A 25641-nucleotide genomic window follows, 5' to 3' on the forward strand; every position below is an offset into this window, starting at 1 on the left:
GCTCTTCCTCACGTGATTGGGACCTCTACGCCCTTCAACCGATGGTAGATGGGCGATGTTCCCGGCGACCACCGACATCCGTCACACCGTCAGCCGACGCGTACCTCGGCCAGCTCGATGCGGTTCTTGCCGTCCGACTCGGCCGTCGGCAGGCGCGGGAACCACAGCACGATGCTGCCCGTCTCCACCGGCTCGAAGGTCAGCACCGTGTCCGGGCCCATCTCTCCCTCGGCGAGCACCTCGCCCTCGGTGGGCGCGTCCGGGGAGGTCGCACGGACCTGGACCAGGCCGCCGGTCCCGCGCAGGTCGAGCCCGACGCTGCTGACCTTGGCCGGCTGCTGGAGCGTGATCGCGAGCCCGATGCCCGTCTTCATGCCGTACTCGGGGTTGACGTAGGAACGGGAGCGCCAGAACGTGGCCGGGTCGCCGTCCATCGCCCGGGGCGTGAGGTCGGGGTTCTCGTCGCCGTCCCCCTCGGGGTCGAGCGGGGCGAGCGAGGCGATGACTGGCGGGCCGGCGGGTGCCTCGGCCGGCGCGGTCTCCTCCGGGCTCGGCTCCGCCGTCGGGGTCGGTCCGGCGGTCGCGGTAGCGGTCGGGGCGGGGTTGTTGCGCGGCAGCGAGACGGGCTCCGGCGGTGCGAGGAGCGTGCGGGTGGAGATGAGGAACAGGACGAGCACCAGCGCGGCCACCGCGACCAGCACGACCGGGGTGGGGTTGATCCGCCGCTCCGCGAAGGGGATCTCGGGGCCGTCGACGGCGGAGAGGACGTCGTCCACGTCGGCCCGGGGGCCGGACGCCGGCCGGTCCGTCTCGCGGTCCCGCCGCGCCGCGGCGGTCTCGGCCACCTTCTCCTTGCCGGCGACGACGGCGGAGCCGACGGTCTCGCGCGTCGCGGCGGCGACCGTGCGGGTGCCCTCGGCCGCCCTGCGGGCGCCGACCTTCGTGCCCTGGGCCGCCCTGCGTGCCCCGGTGCGGACGGCCTCGGCGGTCGACCCGGCGACGGCGGCGAGCGCGGCCATCGTGCCCGGGGTCCTCGTGTGCCGGTTGGACGGTGCGGTCGGGCTCGCCTGCGGGGCGTCGAGGATCTGCGGGAAGCCCGGCGGCTGCTCGGAACGTGCCGGGCGCTGCGGGGTCCAGGCCAGCTTGCGCGGGGCCGGAGGTGTCGCCGGGCGGTCGGCCGCCGTCCGTTGAGGCGCGGGCGTGGGCGTGGGCGTGGGCGCGAGCCCGGGTGCGGCTGCGGGCTCGGAAACCGGGTCGGGAGGCGGCGGAGGGCCGACGGCGGTGGCGGGGTCGGCGACGGCGGGGTCGGCGACGGGGGTGGCGGGGGTGGCGGGGTCGGCCACGTCAGCCTCGGGCGGCACGCCGAGGGCATCGGCCGGGTCCGGCATCGGGGCGGGCGGCGCTGCGGCGGCGGGGTCGGTGACGGTCTGGGGCTCGGCGTGCAGGCGTGTCCAGGTGGGGACCAGCCGACCGGTGCCGGCGCCTCCGGTCGCGATCGCCGAGGCCGGCCCGCCGGCGGGGGCGACGGCAGCCGCACCGACGGCCCCTGTTGTGACGGAAGCTGGACCGCCGGCCTCGGCTGCGACAGATGACCCCGCCGGTGCCGCCGGCGCGGAAGCAGAGGAGGGCTGCGCGGCGGGCGGCGCTGGGGGCACGGGCGGCGCTGGAGGCGCGGGGGGCGCTGGAGGCGCGGGGGGCGCGCCGAGGACGGCCGCGGCGTCGACGTCCGTCCATGGTGCGAGGAGACGGATGAGCTCGCCGGTGCTGCGCGGTCCGTCCCCGTCGGCCAATGCCCGCGTGCACAGCTCGTCGAGGTCGCCCGGGACCTCAGGGTTGAGGCTGCGCGGTGCAGCGGGCGCCTCGTCGACGGCCGGCCAGACGCCGGTGAGCGCCAGGTAGAGGAGGCGGACGAGGTCCGTGGCGTCGCGACGGGTCGCAGCCAGCGGGGAGCCGTCGGGGTCCGCAGTGCCGAGCAGCACGGCGTCGGTACCCAGGCCCGTCACGAGGACCTCGCCGTCGGGGGTCACGTGCAACGAGCCGGGACGCAGCGCCAGGTGGCGCACACCGTGACGGCGGGCCGACTCCAGGGCGCTGGTCGCCTCGCCCACGATGGCGCGGGCCTGCTCGGCCGGCAGCGGGCCGTCCGCCGTGAGCTCGGCGAGATCGGGGCCGAGCACCGGGTCCGTGACCACGTAGGAGGCCGAGCCGTCGGTGCCGACGTCGAGCACCTGCACGAGACGGTGGTCCTCCACCAGGGCGGCCCGTCGAGCGGCGTCCAGGACCTCGGCGACGCCGGAGCCGGCCGGCGGCAGGACGAGCGCCTCGACAGGCCGGTCGAGGATCGTGTCGTGGGCACGACGGCGGTCCACCCCGCCGACCGTGGTGTCGAGCGCAGCCCCGAGCTCGTAGCGCTCGTCGAGGACGTGGCGGGTCCCCCGGCCGGCTTCGTCCGTGCGCGCTTCCAGTGCCGTGCTCCCCTTGTCCGCGTGATCCCCTGCCCCGGATCGGGCGTTGGGGCCGAGTGTACGCACCGGCGTGCCGGCGGCCGCGCCGACGGGCGGTGCGTCACCGGCGGGAACGTGACCGTGCCCGCGGCCGGAGACGTGCCCGCGGCCGGACGCGTCTCCCGGGCCAGCGAGGCCGCCGTGGTCCGGTCCGTCGTCCCCCGGACCCCGGGGTCCGGTGCTCCCGGGACCGGCGGGTCCGCCGTCGTCCGGTCCGCCGTCCACCGGGCCCCCGGGACCTCCGCTGCCGTCGGGTCCGCCGTCGCCGGGGCCGTCCGGTCCGCCGTCGCCGGGACCGCCACCCGGCCCGCGAGGCCCAGCCGCCTGCGGCGCCAGGGACGCCCCCGCGCGCACCAGCACCCGCCCCACGGGGCCCGGCACGCGCCGCCCGACGGCGGCGAGGACCTTGCCGACCGGACGGGCGAGGGCGTCGAGCTCGTCGACCTGGAGGCGCCGCAGCGCGAGGACGTACAGCAGGCCCATGACGAGCCCGACCACGGCGATCCGCCAGAGCGCGCCCAGCACGCCCAGGTCCGAGTCCGTACCGGTCAGGTGCAGCAGGCCCCAGCCGATGAGCGAGGCCGGGACCGCGGCGAGGACCAGGCGCACGTGCGTGCGCAGGACGCGTGAGCCGTCGAGGGTGCGCAGGTGCCGGCGCAGGCCCAGGTAGGTGACGATCGCGCCGGTCCAGTTCGACAGGGTCATCGCCACGCCGATGCCGACCACGATCCACTCCGGCGGCAGCAGCATCGACGCCGCGGCGCCGACCGCGAGCACGAGGATCATCGGCACCTGCAGCCGGAAGAGCCCGCGGGCGTCCTCGAACGCGTAGTACACCCGCTGGCACATGGTGAACACGCCCACGGCGACCAGGCCCGCCACCATGGCCACGACGACCCGGGCGATCGACTGGACCTCCGCGTACGTCACGGTCGCCGCGATGACCCGGACCACCGGCAGCGCGAGGACCATGATCGCGCCGGTGGCGAAGACGGTGAACACCGAGACGGTCCGCAGCCCGACCGAGAGGTCGGCGCGCACCCGCCCCAGGTCCTCGGCCGCGGCGTTGGCGGACATCCGGGTGAACAGCGCGGTCACGAGAGAGACGGTCACCAGCGAGGTGGGCAGCGTGTAGATGAGGAACGCGGTGTCGTAGGCGCCGTTGCCGGCCACGTCCCGGGCGCCGCCGCCGGCCCGGAAGGCGTACGCGGCGGCGTTGGAGACGACGACGTACGCGGCCTGGTTCGCGGCGAGCGCGGCGAAGACCCACATCGCCATGCGGCTGGCGGTGCCCAGGCCGGAGCCGCGCAGCCCCCACTGGGGGCGGTAGCGGAAGCCGGAGCGGTACAGCGGCACGAGGAGCACCAGCGCCTGGACGACGATGCCGAGCGTGGCAGTCCCGGCCAGCAGCGCCACCCGCTCGGTGCCCCACAGGCCCGCGTTGTCGGCGTCGGCGGCGGTGGTGCCGCCGTAGACCGCCAGGTAGGCCAGCAGCCCGCCGATCGCGACGACGTTGTTGGCCACGGGCGCCCACATGTACGGGCCGAAGACCGAGCGGGCGTTGAGCACCTGCCCGAGCAGCGTGTACATCCCGTAGAAGAACAGCTGCGGGATGCACCAGTACCCGAACGTGACCGCGACGTCGTACCACTCCGGCGGCAGGTTCACGGCGTAGAGGGAGACGAGCAGCGGCGCCGCGAGGGTGAGGAGCAGCGTGATGCCGCCGAGCCCCACCATCGCCAGCGTCAGGAGCCGGTTGACGTAGGCCTGGCCGCCGTCGGCGTGGCCGCGGACCGCGCGCACGATCTGCGGCACCAGGACGGCGTTGAGCACGCCGCCCGCGATGAGCATGTAGATAAGGTTCGGCAGCTTGTTGGCCACCGAGAACGCGTTGCCTGCGCCGGTGTTGATGCCGATCACCGCGCCCAGCAGCAGCGGGGACTTGACCATGCCGAGCACGCGCGAGACGAGCGTGCCGGCGAACATGACGGCCGAGGACCCGGCGACTCCGCGGCGGGCGGCGCTCATGCGGTCTCCTCCTGGGGCAGCGGGGTGTCCGGGTCCATTCGGCGGCCGCGGCGCACCGTGCGGACCAGCCCGACGACGAGCATGACGGCCAGCACCCCGGCGACGACGGCGGTCCCCACGTTCTCCCAGTCGGGGCGCGCCCGCACCCGCAGGTCCGCCGGGGTGCCCACCGGGCGGCCGTCGGGGGTGAGCAGCTCGACCGCGACGTTGACGTCGCCGCTGCCCAGCGCCCGCACCGGCACCGACGCCGTGGCCTGCGAGGCGGCCGGCACCGTGAGCGTCACGGGCTCGGGCACCTCGAGGCGCTGGTCGCTCGGCTCCAGGGCCACCTGGACCGTCACGTCCGTGGGCAGGTCGTTGCGGACGTGCACCGGCAGCTCCGCCGAGGAGTTGATGACGTTCAGGGTCGAGGACTCCAGGGCGCTGAGCTGTCCGTCCAGCGCCGTGACGTCCGCGGCCACGCGGTCCAGCAGCGCGGCGCGCCCCGCCGGGTCCTCGCGCCATGCGGAGGAGAGCGCCGGCCCGAGCGCGTCGACGACGGGCTCGACCACCTGCTCGGGCGAGGCGGTGACGGACGCGAAGGACCGGGCCCGCGCCACGGTCGCGTCCATGGCTGCGAGCTGCCCGGACCCGATCTCGTCCGGGTCCACCTGGGTCTCGGGCAGCGTGCCGCGCTCGAGCTCGGGAGCCTCGCGCGCGACGACGTCCGAGAGCGCCGTCGGCTCCACCCACGGGGCCCCGAGCAGCGTCTCGAGGTTGTCGGCGAGGTCCTCGACGTCGGTGGCGTGGTCGCGCGGCAGGGCGAGGACGACGGCGCGCGGGTCGGAGGGGCGTTCGCGGGAGATGACCGCGGTGTCCGCGAGGAGCAGCTGGCGGGCGTCGAGGGGGTCGAGGTCCACCGCGGTGTCCTCGCCGGTGCCGGCGCGGGGCAGCATGCGTCCCTCCAGCACCGCCGAGGCGCGGTCGTCGACCAGCACGGCCGGCACGGTGTGGCTGCCGGCGGCGCCGTCGGCGATCACCAGGTCGGCGCGGCCCTCCGGGGTGTAGGTGAGCTCGTCCAGAGGCGTCGCGGCGGTGACGGGCAGGACGGCGGCGTCGGTGCCGGCGGCGTCCCCGGCGGCGACGGTGTCCAGGTCGGGGTACGCCGTGGCGGGCCAGGTCAGGGTCGGGGCGTCACCGAGACCCGCCGCCTCGGCGGCCTCGGCGGCCTCGGTGACGGTCTCCTCCAGCCGGGCGTGGGATCCGGTGTGCGCGAGAGCGGCGACGTCGGCGTCGGCCGACGGCAGCACCGCCACCTCGCGGCCCTCGCCCTGACCCATCGCGGCGACGGCGTCGAGCAGGGCGGACCAGCCGGTCGCGGCGGGCCGCCCGGCCGGCTCGTCGGGCTCGTCCGGCGGCGCGGCCGTCTGCGGTGCCTGGGTCGGGTCGGCGCCCGCGGCGTCGTCGGGCCCGCCGTCGGACCCCGCGGCGGCGGCTCCGCCGGCGGCCGCCCCCGAACCGAGGGCGGTGCCCGCCTCGCTGGCCGGCACCGCGAGCAGCGAACCGTCCACGGCCGCGGTCACGCCGGGGCGGTCGACGGCGCGCAGGAGCTCCAGGAGCCGGGGCGCGGAGGCGTCGCCCACCGCGGTGCCGGCCAGCGAGGCGTCGGTGCGTTCGGCCGCGGTGGGGGTGACCGGGACGAGGACGCTGACCGGGGTGGGCTGGACCTCGACGTCCGGGTACCACAGCAGGAGGCTGCGGTCGGCACCGGCCAGGCCGGCGCCCGCGGTGTCGTCGACGGCGACCTCCACCCCGTGCGGCCCCCAGGCGGTGGACGACTCAGACAGGCCCAGCTCCTCTGGCGCGATCTCGACCGAGAAGGTGGCGCTCGCCCCGGCCGGCAGCTCCTCGAGCTCCTCACGCGCGAGGACGACGGTCGTGGAGAAGCTGCCGGGCTCCATCCAGCGCTGCAGCGCGGTGCGCGAGACCGGGGTGTAGCGCTGCAGGCGCAGACGCAGCACGGGGTCGGCGGCGTCCTCCTCCGACGTGTTCTCCACCGTGCCGCGGACGGTGAGGGTCTGACCGGGGCGGAGCACCGGCGGGCCGAGGTCCGTGATCTCGACCTCCAGCTCGGACGCCGGGTCCGTCGTCGTGGCCGGGACGGCACCCGCAGCCGCGGCACTGCCAGCGGGCGCGGCAGCGCCGACGGCGGGCGCGGTCCCGGTCCCTGCCGACGCGGTCGCACCGAGGACCGGGGGCGGCACGGCCGCCGCCGGCACGGCCAGCAGCACGGTCCCGAGGGCGGCCGCCAGGGCCGCGACCGGGCGTCGCGCGGCCCGACGCAGCGTCATGCGCGCCCGGCCAGCACGTCCCGCGCCGTGGACACGACGCGTCGCTCGTTCGGGTAGGCGAGCCGGGTGGCCACCTCGGTCAGCTCCACCCACGCGACGTCCTCGGCCTCGTGGTCCGGGTCGTTCTCGATGGTCAGCTCCCCGCCCGTCGCCTCGAGCAGGAAGTGGTGGACCACCTTGTGCACCCGGCGGTCGGTGCCGGCGAACCAGTAGTCGATGGTGGCGAGGTGGCGCAGGATCTGGCCGGTGATCCCCGTCTCCTCCGCGATCTCCCGCACGGCGGCCTCCTCGGGGGTCTCCTCGCCCTCGAGGTGACCCTTCGGCAGGCACCACTCCAGGCGCCCGGCGCGGTTGCGGCGGGCGATGACGGCGGTGAACGCGCGCCCCTCCACCACGTCCACCACCAGGCCGCCGGCCGAGGTCTCGTCCACCACCGGAAGCGCAGAGGTGCGTGCGTTCACCAGCCGGCTCCGGGGCGGCCGCGGCACCTGAGGGCGCGGCACGGGGAAGGCGGCAGGCATGTGGACACTGTAATGATCTGTGCGCAGGGGCGTTGTGGGCGCCACCGGCTCGGCGTGGCACCCTTGGTCGGTGCCCAGCCCGACCACCTCTCGCCCCGACCGTCGTCTCGACCTGCAGCGCCGGGCGCTGGCCGCCCTGGCCGGCCTGCCCGCCTCGATCTTCGAGCTGGGGCGCAGCTTCGCCGCCGCCGGGCACGAGCTGGCGCTCGTCGGGGGCCCGGTGCGTGACGCGTTCCTCGAGGAGGTCTCCCACGACCTCGACTTCGCCACCTCGGCGCGCCCCGAGGAGACCGAGCGCCTGCTGGCCGCGTGGGGCGACTCCTCGTGGGACATCGGCAAGGAGTACGGCACGATCGGCGCCCGCAAGGGAGACACCGTCGTCGAGGTGACGACGTACCGCACGGAGGCGTACGAGGTCGGCTCCCGCAAGCCGGTCGTCGAATACGGCGACACCCTCGAGGGAGACCTCTCGCGCCGGGACTTCACCGTCAACGCGATGGCGGTCCGGCTGCCGGAGCTCACCTTCGTCGACCCGCACGACGGCCTCGGCGACCTCGCCAGGCACGTCCTGCGCACCCCGGTGAGCGCCACCCAGTCCTTCGACGACGACCCGCTGCGCATCATGCGGGCCGCCCGCTTCACCGCCCAGCTGGGCTTCGACGTCGACCCCGAGGTCATGGCCGCGATGTCCGCCATGGCGGACCGGCTGGAGATCGTCTCCGCGGAGCGGGTGCGCGCCGAGCTCGAGCGGCTGATGATCTCGCGGTATCCCCGCCGCGGCCTGGAGATCATGGTCTACACCGGGGTCGCCGACGTGGTCCTGCCCGAGCTCGCGGAGCTGCAGCAGACCGTCGACGAGCACAAGCGCCACAAGGACGTCTACGAGCACACGCTGACCGTGCTCGACCAGGCCATCGCCCTGGAGACCGGGCCCGACGGGCCGGTCCCCGCGCCGGATCTCGTGCTGCGGCTGGCGGCGGTGATGCACGACGTCGGGAAGCCGGCCACGCGCCGGTTCGAGCCGGGCGGCGGGGTCAGCTTCCACCACCACGAGCTCGTGGGCGCCAAGCTCACCGCGCGGCGGCTCAAGGCGCTGCGGTTCGACAAGCAGACGATCAAGGACGTCAGCCGCCTCGTCGAGCTGCACCTGCGCTTCCACGGCTACGGCGACGGCGCGTGGACCGACTCGGCGGTACGCCGCTACGTCACCGACGCCGGCCCGCTGCTCGAGCGTCTGCACCGGCTCACCCGGGCGGACAGCACCACGCGCAACCAGCGCAAGGCCATGCGGCTCTCCGCCGCCTACGACGACCTCGAGGAGCGCATCGCCCAGCTTCGCGAGCAGGAGGAGCTCAAGGCCATCCGGCCCGACCTCGACGGCAAGCAGATCATGGAGGCCCTCGACGTCCCGGCCGGGCCGGTGGTCGGGCAGGCGTACAAGTTCCTCCTCGACCTGCGCATGGAGCGCGGGCCGGTCGGCGAGGACGCCGCGCGCGAGGCGCTGCTGGCCTGGTGGGCCGCGCGGAAGTGACGCTGGCGGCGGTACCCGCCTGACGCCCTAACGGGTCAGCTGCGCTCGGAGGTCAGCACCGGCAGGGGCGTGTCGTCCACGCGCTTCACGCCCACCCGGTACGCCAGCGTCACGATCACGTAGACGACCGTGAGGGCCACGAAGACCCCGCGCGACCACCCGGTGTCCGGAAGCGCCACCGCCGCCAGCGCCGCGGCACCGACGAACGCGGCGTTGTAGAGGGTGTCGTAGAGCGAGAACGCGCGGCCGCGGTAGGTGTCGTCCGTGTCGCGCTGGACGATCGTGTCGACGGCGATCTTCGCCCCCTGGACCCCGAGCCCCATGAGCACGGCCGCGGCGGCGATCACCCAGAAGTCCGGCGTCGTCGCCAGGAGCGCCTGGCTCAGCCCCGCGACGGCGAGACACACGACGATCCAGGCCGAGGGCCGCACGCGCTCGTGCGCGAGCGGGGTCAGGAGGATCCCCAGCCCGTTGCCCGCGAAGGAGATCCCGGTGAGGGTGCCGAACATCTTCAGGCCGGCCGCGGCGTCGGCCGGGTCCGACAGCAGGTTGCGGGAGATGAGGAGCAGCGCGATGAAGTTCAGGCCGTAGAGGAACCGGTGCGCCGCCATGACGCCGAGCGCCATGCCCGGGGTGCGGCGCGCGACGAGGTACCGGGCGCCGTCGACCATGTCCCGCACGGTGGCGCGCACGTCCGCCCAGAGCTGGTCGGCCGGGGCGGGTGAGGTGGGGCCAAGCTGGTCGGGGCCGAGGCGCAGCGCGAGGGCGGACGCGGCACCGAACAGCACGCCGGCGAGCGCGAGGACGACGCCGTCCTTGACCGGCCCGGCCGGCACCAGCAGACCCAGCACGAACCCGATGCCCGCCCCGACGACGGCGGAGACCGCGCCGAGGGTGGGGGTGATCGCGTTGGCCATCAGCAGGTGCTCGCGCGGGACCACGCGGGGCAGGCCCGCCGAGAGGGCGGCGAGCAGGAACCGGTTGATGCCCAGCGTGACCAGGGCGAGGACGTAGACGGGCAGCCCCACCCCGACCGTCGCCATGAGGACGGCCAGGACCAAGGCGAGCACCACACGGACCGCGTTGCCGTAGAGGAGGACCTGCCGGCGGCGCCAGCGGTCCAGCAGCGGCCCCGCGAAGGGGCCGACCACGGTGAACGGGAGCAGCAGGACGGCGAAGGCGGCCGCGACCGAGCCGGCCGTGGCCATGTTCGTGGGGTTGAAGAAGAACAGCGTCGCCAGGCCGATCTGGAACGCGCCGTCGCCGCACTGGGAGACCAGCCGGACGGTGAAGAGCCTGCGGAAGCCGTCGTTGACCGCGACGGTGCGCAGGTCGGACAGGACGCTCATCGTTCGCCGGGCGGTCGGGTGTCAGGTGTCGGCACCGTCGAAGGCTAGCCGCCGCCGAGCTGCGCGCGAAAAGCCGCTGCCGGGGGTGCGACATCTCACCGTGACACCGAGACCGTGGGCCTATGGAAAGTCCGGGGCGGGTGCGAGACGATAGATAGGTGGATGGATCAAACTTTGCTGATGAGCGTTCCACACCGAGCTCGGCGGTCGCCGTCGAGCAGGACGGCGGAGCCGCGGACCCCTCCCTCAGGTCCGCGGACGAGGTGGCGGCCGCCGTCGCCGCCGACCTCACGAGCGGCCTGACCTCCGGCGAGGCCGCCCGCCGTCTGGCGGCGGACGGCCCCAACGAGCTGCGCTCGAAGCCGCCGGTGCCGCTGTGGCGCAAGATCGTCTCGCAGTTCCAGGACCCGCTGATCTATCTGCTGCTCGTGGCCATCGTCATCTCGCTCGCCGCGTGGGTCGCGGAGGGCGCCGCGGGGGCGCCGGTCGACGCGATCGTCATCACCGCCGTCGTCCTGCTCAACGCGGTGCTGGGGTTCGTGCAGGAGAACAAGGCGGAGAACGCCGTCGCCGCGCTGCAGTCCATGACCGCCGCGAGCTCCACCGTGCTGCGCGACGGCGAGCTGCGGAGCGTCCCCTCGAGCCAGCTGGTGCGTGGGGATGTCCTGGTTCTGTCGGAGGGCGACGCCGTCGGTGCGGACGCCCGGCTCGTCAGTGCCACGGCGCTGCGGATCGCCGAGGCCTCCCTCACCGGCGAGAGCGAGGCCGTGACCAAGAGCCCCGCGCCGCTCCCGGGCCCGGTGCCGCTCGGCGACCGGAGGAACATGGTGTTCAAGGGGACCGCCGTCGCCCAGGGGGTGGGCCGCGCCGTGGTCACCAGCACCGGCATGGACACCGAGGTGGGCTCCATCGCCGAGATGCTCGACGCCACCCAGGAGGACCCCAGCCCGCTCCAGCGTGAGATCGCCGGGGTGAGCAAGCTGCTCGGCGTCACTGTGGTGGTGATCGCCGTGATCGTCATGGCCGTCACGGCGCTGGTCAACCAGGTCAGCTCCGTCAGCGACCTCGTCACGGTGCTGCTGCTGGGCGTCTCCCTCGCCGTCGCCGCCGTGCCGGAGGGGCTGCCCGCGATCCTGTCCGTGGTGCTGGCGATCGGCGTGCAGAAGATGGCGAGGCGCAACGCCGTCGTCAAGAAGCTCCACTCGGTGGAGACGCTCGGGTCCGCGTCCGTCATCGCCTCGGACAAGACCGGCACGCTCACCAAGAACGAGATGACCATCGAGCGGGTGCTCACGGCGTCCGGCGAGGTGGACCTCACCGGCGTCGGCTACCGGCCCGACGGCGAGGCTCTCGTGGGCGGGCAGCCGCTCGCCGACGGCCGGCACGCGGACGGACCGCTCGCCACCGAGGTCCGGCTCGCCCTGGCCGGGGGCGCGCTCGCCAACAACGCCCAGCTCACCGAGCGCGACGGCGAGTGGGAGATCCAGGGCGACCCCACGGAGGCCGCCTTCCTGGTCGCCGCACGCAAGCTGCCGCCGGCCCACGCCGAGACCGAGCGCTTCGAGCGCCGCGCCGAGGTCCCGTTCACCTCCGAGCGCAAGATGATGTCCTCGCTGGAGCAGAAGATCTCCGACGGCCACCTCGTGCTGATGGTCAAGGGCGCGCCCGACGTCCTGCTCGACCGGTGCACGCGGGTGCAGGTGGGCGACGACGTCGTCCCGCTCGACGAGGAGCGCCGCGGCCGGGCGCTCGCGGACGTCGAGAAGCTCTCCGCCCAGGCGTTTCGCACGCTGGGGGTCGCGTACCGGCCCTCGGAGGAGATGGCGGCGCTCGCCGGCACCCCGGGCGGCGCGGGCGCCGCGGGTGCGCCCCGCCTGGACGAGTCGGCGGAGCAGGACCTGGTCTACGTCGGCGTCGTCGGCATCATCGACCCGCCGCGCGCGGAGGCCGCCGACGCCGTCGCCGAGGCCCACCGCGCCGGCGTACGCGTCATGATGATCACCGGAGACCACCCGACCACCGCCGCCCGCATCGCCGCCGACCTCGGGATCGTCGAGCCGGGCGCGAAGGCGGTCAGCGGCACGGACCTGGACCGGCTCGACGCCGCCGGCCTGCGCGAGGTCACACGCGAGTCGTCCGTCTATGCGCGGGTCGCGCCCGAGCACAAGCTGCGCATCGTCGACGCGCTGCAGGCCGACGGCCACGTCGTCGCCATGACCGGCGACGGCGTCAACGACGCCCCGGCGCTGAAGTCCGCGGACATCGGCGTCGCCATGGGCATCACCGGCACCGAGGTGACCAAGGAAGCCTCGAAGATGATCCTCGGCGACGACAACTTCGCCACCATCGTCGCGGCCGTGCGCCAGGGACGGGTCATCTTCGACAACATCAAGAAGTTCCTGCGCTACCTCCTCTCGTCCAACATGGGCGAGGTCTTCACCGTGTTCTTCGGGGTGCTGCTCGCCGGCGTGATCGGGCTGACGGGCGCGTCGGGCGAGGCGGTGGTGGTCCCGCTTCTCGCCACCCAGATCCTGTGGATCAACCTGGTGACCGACTCCGGGCCGGCGCTCGCGATGGGCGTCGACCCCGAGATCGACGACGTGATGGCACGCCGCCCGCGGAAGCTGACCGACCGGATCATCGACCGGCACATGTGGACGGGGATCCTGTCCATCGGGCTGGTGATGGCCGCCGCCACGCTGCTGACGATCGACATCTTCCTGCCCGGCGGGCTGGTGGAGGGCCAGGACTCCCTCGAGGTCGCCCGGACGGCCGGCTTCACCACGCTCGTGATCGCCCAGCTCTTCAACGCGTTCAACTCCCGCTCGGAGACGTCCAGCGCCTTCCACCGGCTGTTCGTGAACCGGTGGCTCTGGGGCGCGGTGGCGCTCGCGTTCCTGCTGCAGATCGCGATCGTCGAGGTGCCCCTCCTGCAGACCGCGTTCGGCACGGCCTCGCTGGACCTGGCGCACTGGGCGGTGTGCTTCGCGATGGCGTCGGTGGTGCTGTGGTTCGACGAGCTGCGCAAGCTGGTCTGGCGCGCACGGCACCGCGGCGAGGTGGGCTGAAGGCGGCTGTCCGCGGCCGCCCCGCCCCGCCCCGTCGATCTGCCCCGCCGCGACGACGGGCGCGCCGCGACACCGGTGAGGATTCGACGCTTCTGAGGCATCGAATCCTCACCGTTCAGCACGGCGACCGCCGCCACGCCACTCACGGTCGCTCGCCGTCGTCCGTCTGCGGCTGACACGTTTCGTCCACAGGCTTATCCACATCCGGGGACGCGTCGGCCGCGTCCCGCCCGGACGACCTGCACGGTTCTGTCATGACGACGAGGGCTGCAGAGAGATACGCAGGCGCACGGGACGACGTCGTGTCGCGCCGGCAGCTGATCGAGCTCGGGATACCGCCGGGCTACCTGGCCGACCAGGTCCGTCGTCGACTCTGGCAGAGCCCGTACCCCGGCGTCGCCGTCATCCACGCCGGCCCCCTGCCGTGGCCGACCCGAGCCAGGGCCGCCCTGGTCTATTGCGGCCGGGGCGCGGCACTGAGCCACTCCGCGGCCGCGTTCCGCTGGGGACTCACGAAGAAGCCACCTCGTCAGATCGACGTCAGCGTGCCGTGGGAGCGGCGGGTCGCCGGCCAACGGGATCTGCGCATCCACCTGCGCCGAACCATGCCTGACAGCTACGGCGTGCTGCCGACGGTCCACCCGCCCGAGACCGTCGTCGACCTCTGGGGCGAGCTCGCCGACGCGGACGCCGCGATCACCCTGCTGTGTGACGCGGCTCGGGCACGCATCAGCCTCGACGACGTCGCAGCCGCGGCCGCCGGACGGGCTCGGCTGCCGCGCCGGAAGTTACTCGGCGAGCTCCTCGAGGAGGTGCGCGAAGGGGTGGAGTCCGCCCTCGAGCGGCGCTATCGCGTCGACGTCGAGCGCCGCCACGGCCTTCCCGCCAGCAAGCTCCAGGTCCGCGACCACGTCGGTGGCCGATGGATCCGGGCCGACGTCGTGTACCCGAGACACCGGCTCCGGGTCGAGCTGGACGGGACGCTGGCTCATCCAGGCGGCCGCACCGCCGCAGACACCTGGCGGGACAACGCCGTCCTCATCGAGCGCGACGAGCGCACCCTTCGTTACCGGTGGACGCACGTGGCGGCGACTCCCTGCCGAACGGCGTCCCAGGTCGCAGCAGCCCTGCGCCGGGGAGGCTGGCGTGGCACGGCACGCGCGTGCCGACCTGGCTGCCCGGCCGGGTGACCGGTGGACGCTGGCTCATGTCTGACAGGTGAGGAATCGACGCTCCTCAGGCATCGAATCCTCACCACTGGCGTCCACGGCCGGAGTTTCACAGAGCGGCACCACTGAACGCACCGGGCCCCGCCACCCGGAGGTGACGGGGCCCAGCACGAGAGCAGTGCCGGCGGCGGGCGGACCGGGGCCAGCCCGCCGCCGACCAGCAGCCTCAGCGCTCCATGTCACCCCGGATGAACGCCTCGACGCTCTCGCGAGCCAGGTCGTCCGGGCGCTGCTCCGGCGGGGACTTCATGAAGTAGCTCGCCGGGGACAGCAGGGGCCCGCCGATCCCACGGTCGAGGGCGATCTTCGCGGCGCGCACGGCGTCGATGATGATGCCCGCGGAGTTCGGGGAGTCCCAGACCTCGAGCTTGTACTCCAGGTTCAGCGGCACCTCGCCGAACGCGCGGCCCTCGAGGCGCACGTACGCCCACTTGCGGTCGTCGAGCCACTGCACGTAGTCGGAGGGCCCGATGTGCACGTTCTTCGCGCCGAGGTCGTGCTGCAGGTTGGAGGTCACGGCCTGCGTCTTGGAGATCTTCTTCGACTCGAGCCGGTCGCGCTCGAGCATGTTCTTGAAGTCCATGTTGCCGCCGACGTTGAGCTGGTACGTCCGGTCCAGCACCACGCCGCGGTCCTCGAAGAGCTTGGCGAGCACGCGGTGCGTGATCGTCGCGCCCACCTGGGACTTGATGTCGTCACCGATGATCGGCACGCCGGCCTCGGTGAACTTGTCCGCCCACTCCTTGGTGCCGGCGATGAACACCGGGAGCGCGTTGACGAACGCCACGCCGGCGTCGATGGCGCACTGGGCGTAGAACTTGGCCGCGTCCTCCGACCCGACCGGCAGGTAGCAGACCATGACGTCCACGCGGGCCTCGCGCAGGGCGGCGACGACGTCCACGGGCTCCGCCGTCGACTCCTCGATGGTCTCGCGGTAGTACTTGCCCAGGCCGTCGAGGGTGTGCCCGCGCTGGACCGGCACGCCGAGCGGCGGGACGTCGCAGATCTTGATGGTGTTGTTCTCGGAGGCGCTGATCGCCTCGGACAGGTCCTGGCCGACCTTCTTGCCGTCGACGTCGAACGCGGCCACGAACTCGAGGTCTCGCACGTGGTAGTCGCCGAACTTGACGTGCATCAGGCCGGGGACGGTGCTCTCGGGGTCGGCGTCGGCGTAGAAGTGCACGCCCTGGACCAGCGAGGACGCGCAGTTCCCGACGCCGACGATCGCGACGCGGATAGCACTCATGCTTGCTCCTTGGTTGGTGGTGGGACATCGATGAAGGCGCTCGCGCCGGCGGCGCTCCCGCCCCTCTTCCTGTGGAGGACGGCGGGGCTGCCGCCGGTCCGTGGGACGGCGGTCGTGCCGTCGGTCTTGTGGACGACGGCGGAGCTGCCGCCGGTCGTCGTGTCGCCGGCCGCGGTGCCCGGCTCGGAGGCCGCCGATGAGCCGTCGGACCGTGGGACGCTCGACGTGCGGCTCGGACCACCGTCCCGGTCGACGGGCAGCGAGCGGTAGTCCAGCGCACCGCGGGTGCCGCGCTCGGTGTCGATCACGCGCTCGAGCCACTGGACCTCACGCTCGACCTGCTCGAGCCCGTGGCGCGCCAGCTCGGCGGTGTAGGCGTCCATCCGGCGCGAGGTGCGCCCGAAGGTCTGGCGGAGGTTCTCCTGCCGCTCGACCATCCTCGCGCGCCGGCCCTCCAGGATGCGCAGCCGGGTGGTCGCGTCGGTGCTGCCGAAGAGGGTGAAGCGGACGTCGAAGGCGTCGTCGTCCCAGGCGGCCGGCTCGGCGACGGCGAGAGACTTCTCGAGGTGCTCGCGGCCGGCGTCGGTCAGCTCGTAGACGATGCGGCCCCGCCGTCCGCCGAGCGGCGCCGAGGTGGGCTCGGCGGCGGTGATGAGCCCTCGTTCGGTGAGCGAGCGCAGGGCGGGGTAGAGCGAGCCGTAGGAGAGCGTGCGGAACGCACCGAGGGTGGCGTTGAGGTGCTTGCGCAGCTCGTAGCCGTGCATCGGGGCCTCGCTGAGCCGGCCAAGGATGGCCAGCTCCAGCACCCGCGTCCGTGCGCTCACTGCTCTCCGTCCGTCGGCCGCTGCGGTGTCACCGGCGGCTGTGTAGCACCGCAATATATCGCAACGATATATCGCGGGAGTCCATGACGACGTGAGTGTCGCCAGGGAGGTCAGCGGCGGTGCCGGGACCCGTGAAGAGCAGCGGCGCGCCCGCGCTCGAGCCGGCGCCGGGTGGTCGCTGTGCCGGGTGCCGGGTGCCGGGTGCCGGGTGGCGCTGTGAGACGGGTGTCGCTGTGAGACGGGTGCCGCAGGTCGCGACACGGGCGCTGGGAGCCAGCGGCGCTGTGAGCCGCACCGCAGTGTGGCGCCCTATACAGACGCTTCGTGGCCCAAGGCCGCATACTTGTGGATTGATCTGCCCCGGCGGGCAGCTGGGCCGTGCATGCGCCCGGCCGGCCGGGGCGCACGGGACCGCACTCCACGAAGGACCGGCGTGCGGCACGGTGAAAGGCTGAACCGCGTGGCACGTCAACCCTCTCGAACCCCGGGCCGACGCCCGGCGTCGCCCCGGCGCCCGGCGTCGAGGACGCAGAAGAAGCGCTTCCTCAACTACCCCCGGGCGGGCAAGGGGCCGGTCCAGCGCTGGCTGCCCAGCTGGCGCGTGGTGCTCGGAGCGTTCCTCACCCTGGTCGCGATCGGGGCGGGGATCTTCGCGTTCGCCTACGCCACCACCGAGGTCCCCGAGCCGGACGACTTCGCGCTGGCGCAGTCGACGACCGTCTACTACGCCGACGGCGAGACCCCGATGGGCCAGTTCTCCGAGGTGGACCGCCAGGTCGTCGCGCTCGACACCCTGCCCGAGCACGTCCCGGCCGCGGTCATCGCCTCCGAGGACCGGCGGTTCTACGAGAACAACGGTGTCGACCCCAAGGGCCTCGTCCGTGCCCTGTGGAACAACGTGCGCGGGCTGCCCACCCAGGGTGGCTCCACGCTGACCCAGCAGTACGTCGAGCGGTACTACGTCGGCACCACGACGAGCTACTTCGGCAAGTTCAAGGAGACCATCCTCGCGCTGAAGATCGACCAGTCGCAGACCAAGAGCGAGATCCTCGAGAACTACCTCAACACCATCTACTTCGGCCGCGGCGCGTACGGCATCGAGAAGGCCGCCCAGGCGTACTTCGGCAAGCCGGCGGCCGAGCTGACGATCGCTGAGTCCGCGCTCATCGCCGGCATCATCCCGGCGCCGAGCGCCTGGGACCCGGCGGTCAGTCCCGACCAGGCCGAGGAGCGCTGGAACCGGGTCATGAACCTCATGGTCGAGGACGGCTGGATCACCGCCGAGGAGCGGGCGGCCGCCCAGTACCCCCAGACGGTCGAGCCGGCCACCGAGAACATCTACGGCGGGCCCAACGGCTACCTGCTGACGATGGTGCGCAACGAGCTGGTCAACAAGGCCGGCATGACCGAGGAGGAGATCGACACCTCCGGCCTCGACATCGTCACCACGATCAGCCAGCGCAACCAGGAGGCCGCCGTCCAGGCGGTCGACAACCTCCCCGACGACCGCCCCGAGAACAACCACGTGGCGCTGGTGTCGATCGACCCCGCCACGGGCGGCGTCGTCGCGCTGTACGGCGGTCCCGACTACGTCTCCCAGCCCCAGAACGACGCGACGCAGTCCGTGGCGCAGGGCGGGTCCACGTTCAAGCCGTTCACGCTGATCGCGGCGCTGGAGAACGGCAAGACGCTGGACGACACCTACCTCAGCTACGACGACATGGAGATCGAGGGCTACGACGTTCCCGTCTCCAACTACGACAGCTACAACCGCGGCCGGATCGACATCGTCGAGGCGACGAAGGACTCGGTCAACACCGTCTACGCGCAGATGAACGTGGAGGTCGGGCCGGACAAGACGGTCGACGTCGCCACCCGCGCGGGCATCCCCGAGGACACCCCCGGCCTGGTGGCCACGCCGTCGAACGTGCTCGGCCCCGCCTCGCCGCACCCGATCGACACGGCGACGGCGTACGCGACCTTCGCCGCGCAGGGCGTGCGCCACGAGACTCACATCGTCTCGGAGGTGAAGGACTCCGACGGGAACACCGTCTTCACCGCGAACACCGAGGGCGAGCGGGTGTTCGACCAGCAGGTCATGGCGGACGCGACGTACGCGATGAGCCAGGTCGTGGAGCGTGGCACCGCCGAGGCGGCCAGCGTCATCGGCCGCCCGGCGGCCGGGAAGACGGGGTCGTCGAACGCGTACCGCTCGGCGTGGTTCTCCGGCTACGTCCCGCAGCTGTCCACGACCGTTGCGATGTTCCAGACGGGTGAGGACGGTACCGAGGAGGTCCTCAGCGGCTTCGGCGGCATCAACACGATCGCCGGCGGGACGTACCCCACCCAGATCTGGACCGACTACATGCTCGTGGCCACCGAGGGCATGGAGGTCCAGGAGTTCCCGGAGCGCTCCGAGCCGGAGCGGCCCACCTACGTCCCGGCGCCGGAGCCCGAGCCGACGACGCCGAGCCCCACGCCGTCGCCGACGCCCACGCCGACCCCCACCCCGACGCCGACGCCCACGCCGACGCCGACCCCGACGCCGACGCCGGCCCCGACGCCCACGCCGACGCCGGAGCCCGAGCCGACCCCGACCGAACCGGCCGACGAGCCGACGGGGCCGGGCGAGATCCTCCAGCCGCCCGCGGGCGGTGGCGAGAACGGGGCGGGTGCCGGTGCCGGTGACGGCTCCAACGACGCCGCCGGGCTCTGGTGGCAGGACTGGGCCGGCGCCAACAGCTGACCCGCCCGCCGGCAGCGAAACGCCACCACGACGACAACGGTGAGGATCCGATGCTCCAGGAGCATCGGATCCTCACCGTTGTTCTGTCGGTGGAGGAGTCGCAAGCCCGGCCGGCGCCGTCGTCCACGAAAGCCCGGCCGGCGCCGTCGTCCACAGGAATGTGACGAGGTTCGCGGCCTGGCAGGCGGGCTCGCTACGGTACTGTTGTCCGTTGGTCCCCACCGTCACGCACCTGCGCCGGCGCGCGGGACCGCAGCACGCTGCAAGCCCTCCTGTCACGGAGAGACCGTGACCGCCAAGTCCAGAGGAGGTGGGTAACAAGCATGCGTCAGTACGAACTGATGATCATCCTCGACCCGGAGGTCGACGAGCGCACCGTCGCCCCGTCGCTCGACAAGCTGCTCACGGTCGTCAAGACCGGTGGCACCGTCGACAACGTCGACATCTGGGGCAAGCGCCGTCTTGCCTACGACATCAAGAAGCGTTCCGAGGGCATCTACGCGGTGGTCAACATGACCACCACGCCGGACGTCGCCCAGGAGCTCGACCGCCAGCTCGGCCTGAACGAGGCCGTTCTGCGCACCAAGCTCATCCGCCCGGACGCTCACTGAGCACCCGCTCACTGAGCACCACCTGACCCAGGGAGCACACGCATGGCAGGCGAGACCGTCATCACCGTCGTCGGAAACCTGACGGCGGACCCCGAGCTGCGTTTCACCCCGTCGGGGGCGGCCGTGGCCAGCTTCACCGTGGCGTCCACGCCGCGCACCTTCGACCGCCAGGCCAACGAGTGGAAGGACGGGGAGACCCTGTTCATGCGCTGCTCGATCTGGCGCGAGGCCGCGGAGAACGTCGCCGAGTCGCTGACCAAGGGCACCCGCGTGATCGTGCAGGGCCGGCTCGTGCAGCGGTCCTTCGAGACCCGTGAGGGCGAGAAGCGCACGGTCGTGGAGATGCACGTCGACGAGGTCGGTCCTTCCATGCGTTACGCCACGGCCAAGGTCACGCGCTCCCAGCGCGGCGGCGGCGGCTTCGGCGGCGGCTCCGGTGGTCAGGGCGGCTACAACGGTGGCAACCAGGGCGGCTTCGCCGGCGCGCGCGCCGGCGGCGGTCAGCAGCAGGGCGGCGGGTTCTCCGCCCCCGGCGGCGGCCAGGCCGACGACCCCTGGGCCACGGGCGGCTCGAGCGCGTTCAACGACGAGCCCCCCTTCTAAGTCAGACCTTCCGGTGCGGCGCCCGGCGCCGCCCGCAGAACATCGAGGAGTACCACCATGGCGAAGCCTGTTCTTCGCAAGCCCAAGAAGAAGGCCAACCCGCTCAAGTCGGCCAAGATCGAGAACGTCGACTACAAGGACACCGCGCTGCTTCGGAAGTTCATCTCCGACCGCGGCAAGATCCGCGCCCGTCGCGTGACCGGCGTGTCCGTCCAGGAGCAGCGACTCATCGCCAAGGCCGTCAAGAACGCCCGCGAGATGGCTCTGCTGCCCTACTCGAGCTCGGCTCGCTGAGGCCAGGGAGGCACATCATGGCAAAGCTGATCCTGACCCACGAGGTCTCCGGTCTCGGCGCCGCTGGCGACGTGGTCGAGGTCAAGGACGGGTACGCCCGTAACTACCTCGTCCCGCGTGGCCTCGCCACCCGCTGGACCAAGGGCGGCCAGAAGCAGGTCGACCAGATCCAGGCGGCCCGCAAGGCCCGCGCGATCCACACGATCGAGGAGGCCCGCGACGTCCGTGACCGTCTGCAGGCCAACCCGGTCACCATCGCCGTCCGTTCCGGCGAGAACGGCCGCCTCTTCGGCGCCGTGACCACCGCGGACATCGCCGAGGCCGTCAAGGCCGCCGGCGGCCCGCAGCTCGACCGTCGCAAGATCGAGGTCCCGGCCCCGATCAAGGCTGTCGGCGAGCACAAGGTCCACGTGCGCCTGCACGAGGACGTCCAGGCGACGGTCGACGTCCAGGTCGTCCCCGCCCAGTGACACCGGCGGACCTCCCGACGGCGTGAGCCGCCCGGGCTGTCCGTCACCCGTTCCGGCCCGGTCCCCCTGTGGGACCGGGCCGGAGCCGTCTGGGCGCCCGCGGCGTCACGCGCGGCGGGGCTGCGGCTGGGCCGTGCCGTCGAAGGCGGCGCGGAGCTGCGCGAGGTCGAACTTCCCCTGCGTCGCCAGCATCGCCTGTGTGACGCGCCGGACCTTCTCGGGGTCCGGGTCCTCGAGCATGTCGTACCAGTCCGCCGGCACGACCTGCCACGAGAGGCCGTAGCGGTCCTTCAGCCAGCCGCACGGGCCGGGTTCCCCGCCCTCGACCAGCCGGTCCCAGAAGTAGTCGATCTCCGCCTGGTCGGCGCAGTTGACCGCGAACGAGACGGCCTCGGTGAACGGGAACTGGGGGCCGCCGTTGATGCCGGTGAACCACTGGCCACGCAGCTGGAAGTCGACCGTCATGACGGTCCCCTCGGGTCCGGGGGTGTCGGGGCCGTAGCGGGTGATGACGCCGATGCCGCTACCCTCGCCGAACACCTCGACGTAGAACCGGGCGGCCTCCTCGGCCTGGGTGTCGAACCAGAGGTTGGGCTGGATCTTCTGCATGGTCGATCCTCCTGGTGTGCGCCGTCGCTCCCCGGTCAGCCTAGGAGCCCGGGCGGCCGGCGGGTAGGGGCCCGCCGTCGGTGTCAGCGTCCGGTGCCGAGCACCATCCAGGACGTGCCACGCGCCCGCAGGCCGGTGGTGATCGCGCGCGCCGTCATGAAGGCGCCGCCGAAGGCCGCCCACAGCCACGCGAGCCCGGCTGCGCCGTCGGGGGCGAACTCCTGGACGGCCCACGCCAGCGGGAGGTAGACGACCAGCGTGAGCACCCCCGCCCAGGCGAGGTAACGGCCGTCCCCGGCCCCGATGAGGACGCCGTCGAGCACGTAGACCCAGCCCGCCACCGGCAGGCAGGCCCCGGCCACGGCGAGGCCGACGGCGGCGGCGAGGCGGACGTCGTCGTCGCCGGTGAACAGCGGTGCCAGCCACCAGCCCGCCGCGGCGAAGAGAACACCGAGGAGGGCGCCGGCGGCCGTGCCCCACTGCAGGCAGCGGCGCATGAGCGCGCGGACGTGGCCGGGGTCGCCGGCGCCGAGGGCCTGACCGACCATCGCCTGGGCGGCGATCGCCAGGGCGTCGAGCGCGAAGGCGGCGAGCCCCCACATCGCGTTGACCACCTGGTGTGCCGCGAGACTCACGGCACCGAGGGAGGTGGCGACGGCGACGGTCGCGAGGATGGCGCCGCGCAGCGTCAGGGTCCGCACCAGCAGCGGCGCGCCGGAGCGGGCCGCTGACCAGATGCCGGCGCCACGGGGGCGGAGGGAGACGCCGATGCCGCGGGCCCTGCGCAGCACGACCAGGACGAGCGCCAGGCCCATCGCGGTCTGGGCGGTGGCGGTCCCCAGGCCCGACCCGGCCACCCCCATGCCGAGGCCGTAGATGAAGAGGGCGTTGAGGCCGATGTTGGACACCGCGCCCGCCACGGCGACGACGAAGGGCGTGCGGGTGTCCAGCAGGCCGCGGAGGGTGCCGGTCGCGGCCAGCACCAGAAGCATGCCCACCAGGCCCGGCGCGGACCAGCGCAGGTAGGCGACGGCGTGGGGCTCGACGGCCGCCGGCGCCCCCATCGCCGCCACGAGCCACGGCGCGGCGAGGAGGAGCCCGCCCGCGGTGAGGGAGCCGAGCACGACGGCGAGCCACATGCCGTCGATTCCGGCGGAGACGCCGCCGGCGCGGTCGCCGGCACCGACCCTGCGGGCGGTGGCGGCGGTGGTGGCGTAGGCGAGGAAGACGAAGATGCCGACGGCCGTGGTCAGCAGCGTGGACGACAGGGAGAGACCGGCGAGCTCTGCGGTGCCGAGGTGCCCGACCATCGCCGAGTCGATGAGCACGAAGAGCGGTTCGGCGACGAGCGCCCCCAAGGCCGGGACGGCCAGGGCCAGGATCTGCCGGTCGAGCGCCCGCCCTTTCGGACGGTGACCCTCACGTAGGTGTCGAGGGTCGGCCAGCATGTCGGGAGTGTCGTCCACCGATCTCCGTTCCAGTTTTTCTCCACAGTGTGTGCACACACCCAGGGAGGCGTTTTGGCGCGTTCCGGCGTCTCCGCCGGGCGATACCCACAGAGTTATCCCCGGCTGTGCACAACGTCGGACCGGGGCTCCACAGACGGTCCACAGGATAGGGCGGCTCTGTGCACAGACGGCATTCGGTGTGGACGGCGGCAGGGGCCTAACCTCGCGTGGGCGCAGGCTGGGGTTGGTCGATCCAGATGTGGGCGACGGACGGTAGACCTGGGCAAGGCTTGAGGGAGGACATCGGGTGACGATCGCGGACGAACGCACGGCGACCAACGGTCGGGAGGGGTTCGACCGGACTCCTCCCCAGGACGTCGCGGCGGAGCAGAGCGTGCTGGGCGGCATGCTGCTCTCCAAGGACGCGATCGCCGACGTCGTCGAGGAGCTCCGCGGCAACGACTTCTACCGTCCGGCCCACGAGTTCATCTACGAGGCGATCCTCGACCTGTACGGGCGCGGGGAGCCGGCGGACGCCGTCACGGTGGCCGCCGAGCTGACCAAGCGCGGCGAGATCGCCCGGATCGGCGGGGCGCCGTACCTGCACACCCTGATCTCCTCGGTGCCGACTGCGGCGAACGCCGGCTACTACGCCCGCATCGTGCGCGAGCAGGCGGTGCTGCGCCGCCTGGTCGAGGCAGGGACCCGCATCGTCCAGCTCGGCTACGCCACCGACGGCGGCGACGTGGAGGACCTGGTCAACAACGCCCAGGCCGAGGTCTACGCGGTCAGCGAGCGGCGCACGAGCGAGGACTTCGTGCCGCTGCGGGACACGATCAACCCGACGATGGAGGAGATCGAAGCAGCCGCCGACCGCGGCGAGGGGATGATCGGCGTGCCCACCGGCTTCGCCGACCTCGACGCGCTGACCAACGGCCTGCACGGCGGGCAGATGATCATCATCGCGGCCCGGCCGGCCATCGGTAAGTCGACCATCGCGCTGGACATCTGCCGCTCGGCGTCGATCAAGCACGGGCAGACCTCGGTCATCTTCTCCCTGGAGATGGGTCGCACCGAGATCACCATGCGACTGCTCTCCGCCGAGGCGCAGGTGCCGCTGCAGAACATGCGCAAGGGCACCATGCGCGAGGAGGACTGGACCCGCATGGCGACGGCGATGAGCCGCGTGTCCGAGGCGCCGATGTTCATCGACGACAGCCCGAACATGTCGCTGATGGAGATCCGGGCGAAGTGCCGCCGGCTCAAGCAGAAGCACAACCTGCGCCTCGTCGTCGTCGACTACCTCCAGCTCATGAGCTCGGGCAAGCGGGTCGAGAGCCGCCAGCAGGAGGTCTCGGAGTTCTCCCGCGCCCTGAAGCTGCTCGCCAAGGAGCTCGAGGTGCCGGTCATCGCCGTCGCGCAGCTGAACCGTGGTCCCGAGCAGCGCACCGACAAGAAGCCGATGATGAGCGACCTGCGTGAGTCGGGCTCGCTGGAGCAGGACGCCGACGTGGTCATGCTGCTGCACCGCGAGGACGCCTACGAGAAGGAGTCCCCGCGCGCCGGCGAGGCCGACATCATCGTGGCCAAGCACCGCAACGGTCCGACCGACACGATCGTCGTCGCGTTCCAGGGCCACTACTCGCGGTTCGTGGACATGGCGCGCTAGAAGAAGAAGAGAGGGTCTTGGGCAGAAGACCGGTCGACCACCGCCGGGCTGGCAGTGGCGCCTCGCCGCAACTCTCGGCGGCACTGTCGAAACCTGATCCGTCATCGCTGTCTCCCTGATGGTCCCCTTGAATCGGTTCGGCGTGCCCGGCGGGCCGAGGAGCCGACGGTCCGCGGGTACGAGTCCGCTCGCCGGGGGCGGGGACCAGACGTGACCGGGGGGCACAGCCCGGCGATGCCCGTGAGGCGGTCCCCGCGGGGACGACATCTGCCGCGTGGGACTGCTCGGTACAGACCACGAGTCACGCGCCTGTCTTCTAAAAACAAGATTCGTTGACGCTAGGTGGCTCGCGACTTACGGTCGTCCTGTCTGGTGGTGCGACCAGGGGCCGCCGGGTCCTGAGAAGGCGCAGGCCGGTGGATTCTCTGGATGCCCCTGTCGTTCGTCGGCGTCGCTGCCGATGAGCTCTCCAGCCGGGACGACGTCACGGCTCTCGATCGTGGTCCGTGCGATGTGAGTAGGGGATACCGATGGATGCAAGTGTTGCCGGCGCCGCTCCGA

General features: G+C 72.9%; 17 protein-coding genes. 9 read left to right on the forward strand and 8 right to left on the reverse strand.

The genetic code is table 11. From position 1 onward, the window contains the following. Positions 1 to 89: 89 nt before the first annotated feature. Genes murJ through ABD774_RS12780 form a run of 3 tightly spaced genes read right to left on the reverse strand, consistent with a single transcriptional unit; the run spans position 90 to position 7383 of the window. On the reverse strand, positions 90 to 4532 hold the full coding sequence (gene murJ / locus ABD774_RS12770; RefSeq protein WP_345041744.1) for a murein biosynthesis integral membrane protein MurJ: 4443 nt from the start codon (positions 4530 to 4532) through the stop codon (positions 90 to 92). Then, entirely contained in the window at positions 4529 to 6862 is a 2334-nt protein-coding gene (locus ABD774_RS12775) for a DUF6049 family protein (RefSeq protein WP_345041746.1), read from the reverse strand. The genes murJ and ABD774_RS12775 overlap by 4 nt, the downstream gene beginning before the upstream one ends. Next, the gene (locus tag ABD774_RS12780) at positions 6859 to 7383 is read right to left on the reverse strand and encodes an NUDIX hydrolase (RefSeq protein ID WP_345041749.1); all 525 of its coding nucleotides are present in this window, start codon (positions 7381 to 7383) and stop codon (positions 6859 to 6861) included. The genes ABD774_RS12775 and ABD774_RS12780 overlap by 4 nt, the downstream gene beginning before the upstream one ends. A gap of 70 nt (positions 7384 to 7453) precedes the next feature. Between ABD774_RS12780 and ABD774_RS12785 the strand changes: the two genes are divergently transcribed. Beyond that, positions 7454 to 8914 carry a CCA tRNA nucleotidyltransferase gene (locus ABD774_RS12785; protein WP_345041751.1) on the forward strand — a complete coding sequence of 487 codons (1461 nt, stop codon included), beginning with the start codon at positions 7454 to 7456 and terminating at the stop codon, positions 8912 to 8914. A gap of 35 nt (positions 8915 to 8949) precedes the next feature. On the opposite strand, the gene ABD774_RS12790 is transcribed toward ABD774_RS12785, so the two are convergent. Next, on the reverse strand, positions 8950 to 10263 hold the full coding sequence (locus ABD774_RS12790; RefSeq protein WP_345041753.1) for an MFS transporter: 1314 nt from the start codon (positions 10261 to 10263) through the stop codon (positions 8950 to 8952). Positions 10264 to 10421: 158 nt separating this feature from the next. Between ABD774_RS12790 and ABD774_RS12795 the strand changes: the two genes are divergently transcribed. Both ABD774_RS12795 and ABD774_RS12800 read left to right on the forward strand, forming a co-directional pair. Then, complete coding sequence (locus ABD774_RS12795; RefSeq protein ID WP_345041756.1) at positions 10422 to 13331, forward strand: cation-translocating P-type ATPase; 2910 nt, start codon at positions 10422 to 10424, stop codon at positions 13329 to 13331. Between the two features lie 302 nt (positions 13332 to 13633). Further along, positions 13634 to 14521 carry a hypothetical protein gene (locus tag ABD774_RS12800; RefSeq protein ID WP_345041759.1) on the forward strand — a complete coding sequence of 296 codons (888 nt, stop codon included), beginning with the start codon at positions 13634 to 13636 and terminating at the stop codon, positions 14519 to 14521. A 205-nt stretch (positions 14522 to 14726) separates the two neighbouring features. On the opposite strand, the gene ABD774_RS12805 is transcribed toward ABD774_RS12800, so the two are convergent. Continuing rightward, positions 14727 to 15806 (reverse strand): inositol-3-phosphate synthase, encoded by a 1080-nt coding sequence (locus ABD774_RS12805; RefSeq protein ID WP_345041761.1) that lies wholly within the window; start codon positions 15804 to 15806, stop codon positions 14727 to 14729. Next, positions 15803 to 16630 carry a PadR family transcriptional regulator gene (locus ABD774_RS12810; protein ID WP_345041764.1) on the reverse strand — a complete coding sequence of 276 codons (828 nt, stop codon included), beginning with the start codon at positions 16628 to 16630 and terminating at the stop codon, positions 15803 to 15805. Before ABD774_RS12810 ends, ABD774_RS12805 begins: the two co-directional genes overlap by 4 nt. A 460-nt stretch (positions 16631 to 17090) precedes the next feature. Between ABD774_RS12810 and ABD774_RS12815 the strand changes: the two genes are divergently transcribed. The 5 genes from ABD774_RS12815 (at position 17091) to rplI (ending at position 21354) form a co-directional block, all read left to right on the forward strand. Next, entirely contained in the window at positions 17091 to 19376 is a 2286-nt protein-coding gene (locus ABD774_RS12815; RefSeq protein WP_345041766.1) for a transglycosylase domain-containing protein, read from the forward strand. Between the two features lie 323 nt (positions 19377 to 19699). Then, positions 19700 to 19987 (forward strand): 30S ribosomal protein S6, encoded by a 288-nt coding sequence (gene rpsF, locus ABD774_RS12820; RefSeq protein ID WP_345041769.1) that lies wholly within the window; start codon positions 19700 to 19702, stop codon positions 19985 to 19987. A gap of 42 nt (positions 19988 to 20029) precedes the next feature. Further along, positions 20030 to 20590 carry a single-stranded DNA-binding protein gene (locus tag ABD774_RS12825; RefSeq protein ID WP_345041771.1) on the forward strand — a complete coding sequence of 187 codons (561 nt, stop codon included), beginning with the start codon at positions 20030 to 20032 and terminating at the stop codon, positions 20588 to 20590. 57 nt (positions 20591 to 20647) lie between these two features. Continuing rightward, the gene (gene rpsR, locus ABD774_RS12830) at positions 20648 to 20884 is read left to right on the forward strand and encodes a 30S ribosomal protein S18 (RefSeq protein WP_043503716.1); all 237 of its coding nucleotides are present in this window, start codon (positions 20648 to 20650) and stop codon (positions 20882 to 20884) included. 17 nt (positions 20885 to 20901) lie between these two features. Beyond that, entirely contained in the window at positions 20902 to 21354 is a 453-nt protein-coding gene (gene rplI / locus ABD774_RS12835; RefSeq protein WP_345041777.1) for a 50S ribosomal protein L9, read from the forward strand. A 105-nt stretch (positions 21355 to 21459) separates the two neighbouring features. Here rplI and ABD774_RS12840 read toward each other — a convergent pair whose 3' ends face one another. Both ABD774_RS12840 and ABD774_RS12845 read right to left on the reverse strand, forming a co-directional pair. Beyond that, on the reverse strand, positions 21460 to 21963 hold the full coding sequence (locus tag ABD774_RS12840; RefSeq protein WP_345041780.1) for a VOC family protein: 504 nt from the start codon (positions 21961 to 21963) through the stop codon (positions 21460 to 21462). 83 nt (positions 21964 to 22046) lie between these two features. Further along, positions 22047 to 23411 carry an MATE family efflux transporter gene (locus ABD774_RS12845; RefSeq protein WP_345041947.1) on the reverse strand — a complete coding sequence of 455 codons (1365 nt, stop codon included), beginning with the start codon at positions 23409 to 23411 and terminating at the stop codon, positions 22047 to 22049. Between the two features lie 307 nt (positions 23412 to 23718). On the opposite strand from ABD774_RS12845, the gene dnaB reads away from it, so the two are divergent. Then, positions 23719 to 25080 (forward strand): replicative DNA helicase, encoded by a 1362-nt coding sequence (dnaB, locus tag ABD774_RS12850; protein WP_345041782.1) that lies wholly within the window; start codon positions 23719 to 23721, stop codon positions 25078 to 25080. Positions 25081 to 25641: the final 561 nt, after the last annotated feature.

This window comes from Georgenia daeguensis (assembly GCF_039537705.1).
Taxonomy (GTDB): domain Bacteria; phylum Actinomycetota; class Actinomycetes; order Actinomycetales; family Actinomycetaceae; genus Georgenia; species Georgenia daeguensis.

Bases quoted from the DNA above. Each gene is read 5' to 3' on its own strand.
- ABD774_RS12790 (WP_345041753.1), bottom strand. From the start codon at position 10,263: ATGAGCGTCCTGTCCGACCTGCGCACCGTCGCGGTCAACGACGGCTTC.
- ABD774_RS12780 (WP_345041749.1), bottom strand. From the start codon at position 7,383: ATGCCTGCCGCCTTCCCCGTGCCGCGCCCTCAGGTGCCGCGGCCGCCC.
- ABD774_RS12805 (WP_345041761.1), bottom strand. From the start codon at position 15,806: ATGAGTGCTATCCGCGTCGCGATCGTCGGCGTCGGGAACTGCGCGTCC.
- ABD774_RS12840 (WP_345041780.1), bottom strand. From the start codon at position 21,963: ATGCAGAAGATCCAGCCCAACCTCTGGTTCGACACCCAGGCCGAGGAG.
- rplI (WP_345041777.1), top strand. From the start codon at position 20,902: ATGGCAAAGCTGATCCTGACCCACGAGGTCTCCGGTCTCGGCGCCGCT.
- murJ (WP_345041744.1), bottom strand. From the start codon at position 4,532: ATGAGCGCCGCCCGCCGCGGAGTCGCCGGGTCCTCGGCCGTCATGTTC.
- ABD774_RS12775 (WP_345041746.1), bottom strand. From the start codon at position 6,862: ATGACGCTGCGTCGGGCCGCGCGACGCCCGGTCGCGGCCCTGGCGGCC.
- rpsF (WP_345041769.1), top strand. From the start codon at position 19,700: ATGCGTCAGTACGAACTGATGATCATCCTCGACCCGGAGGTCGACGAG.
- rpsR (WP_043503716.1), top strand. From the start codon at position 20,648: ATGGCGAAGCCTGTTCTTCGCAAGCCCAAGAAGAAGGCCAACCCGCTC.
- ABD774_RS12845 (WP_345041947.1), bottom strand. From the start codon at position 23,411: ATGCTGGCCGACCCTCGACACCTACGTGAGGGTCACCGTCCGAAAGGG.
- ABD774_RS12825 (WP_345041771.1), top strand. From the start codon at position 20,030: ATGGCAGGCGAGACCGTCATCACCGTCGTCGGAAACCTGACGGCGGAC.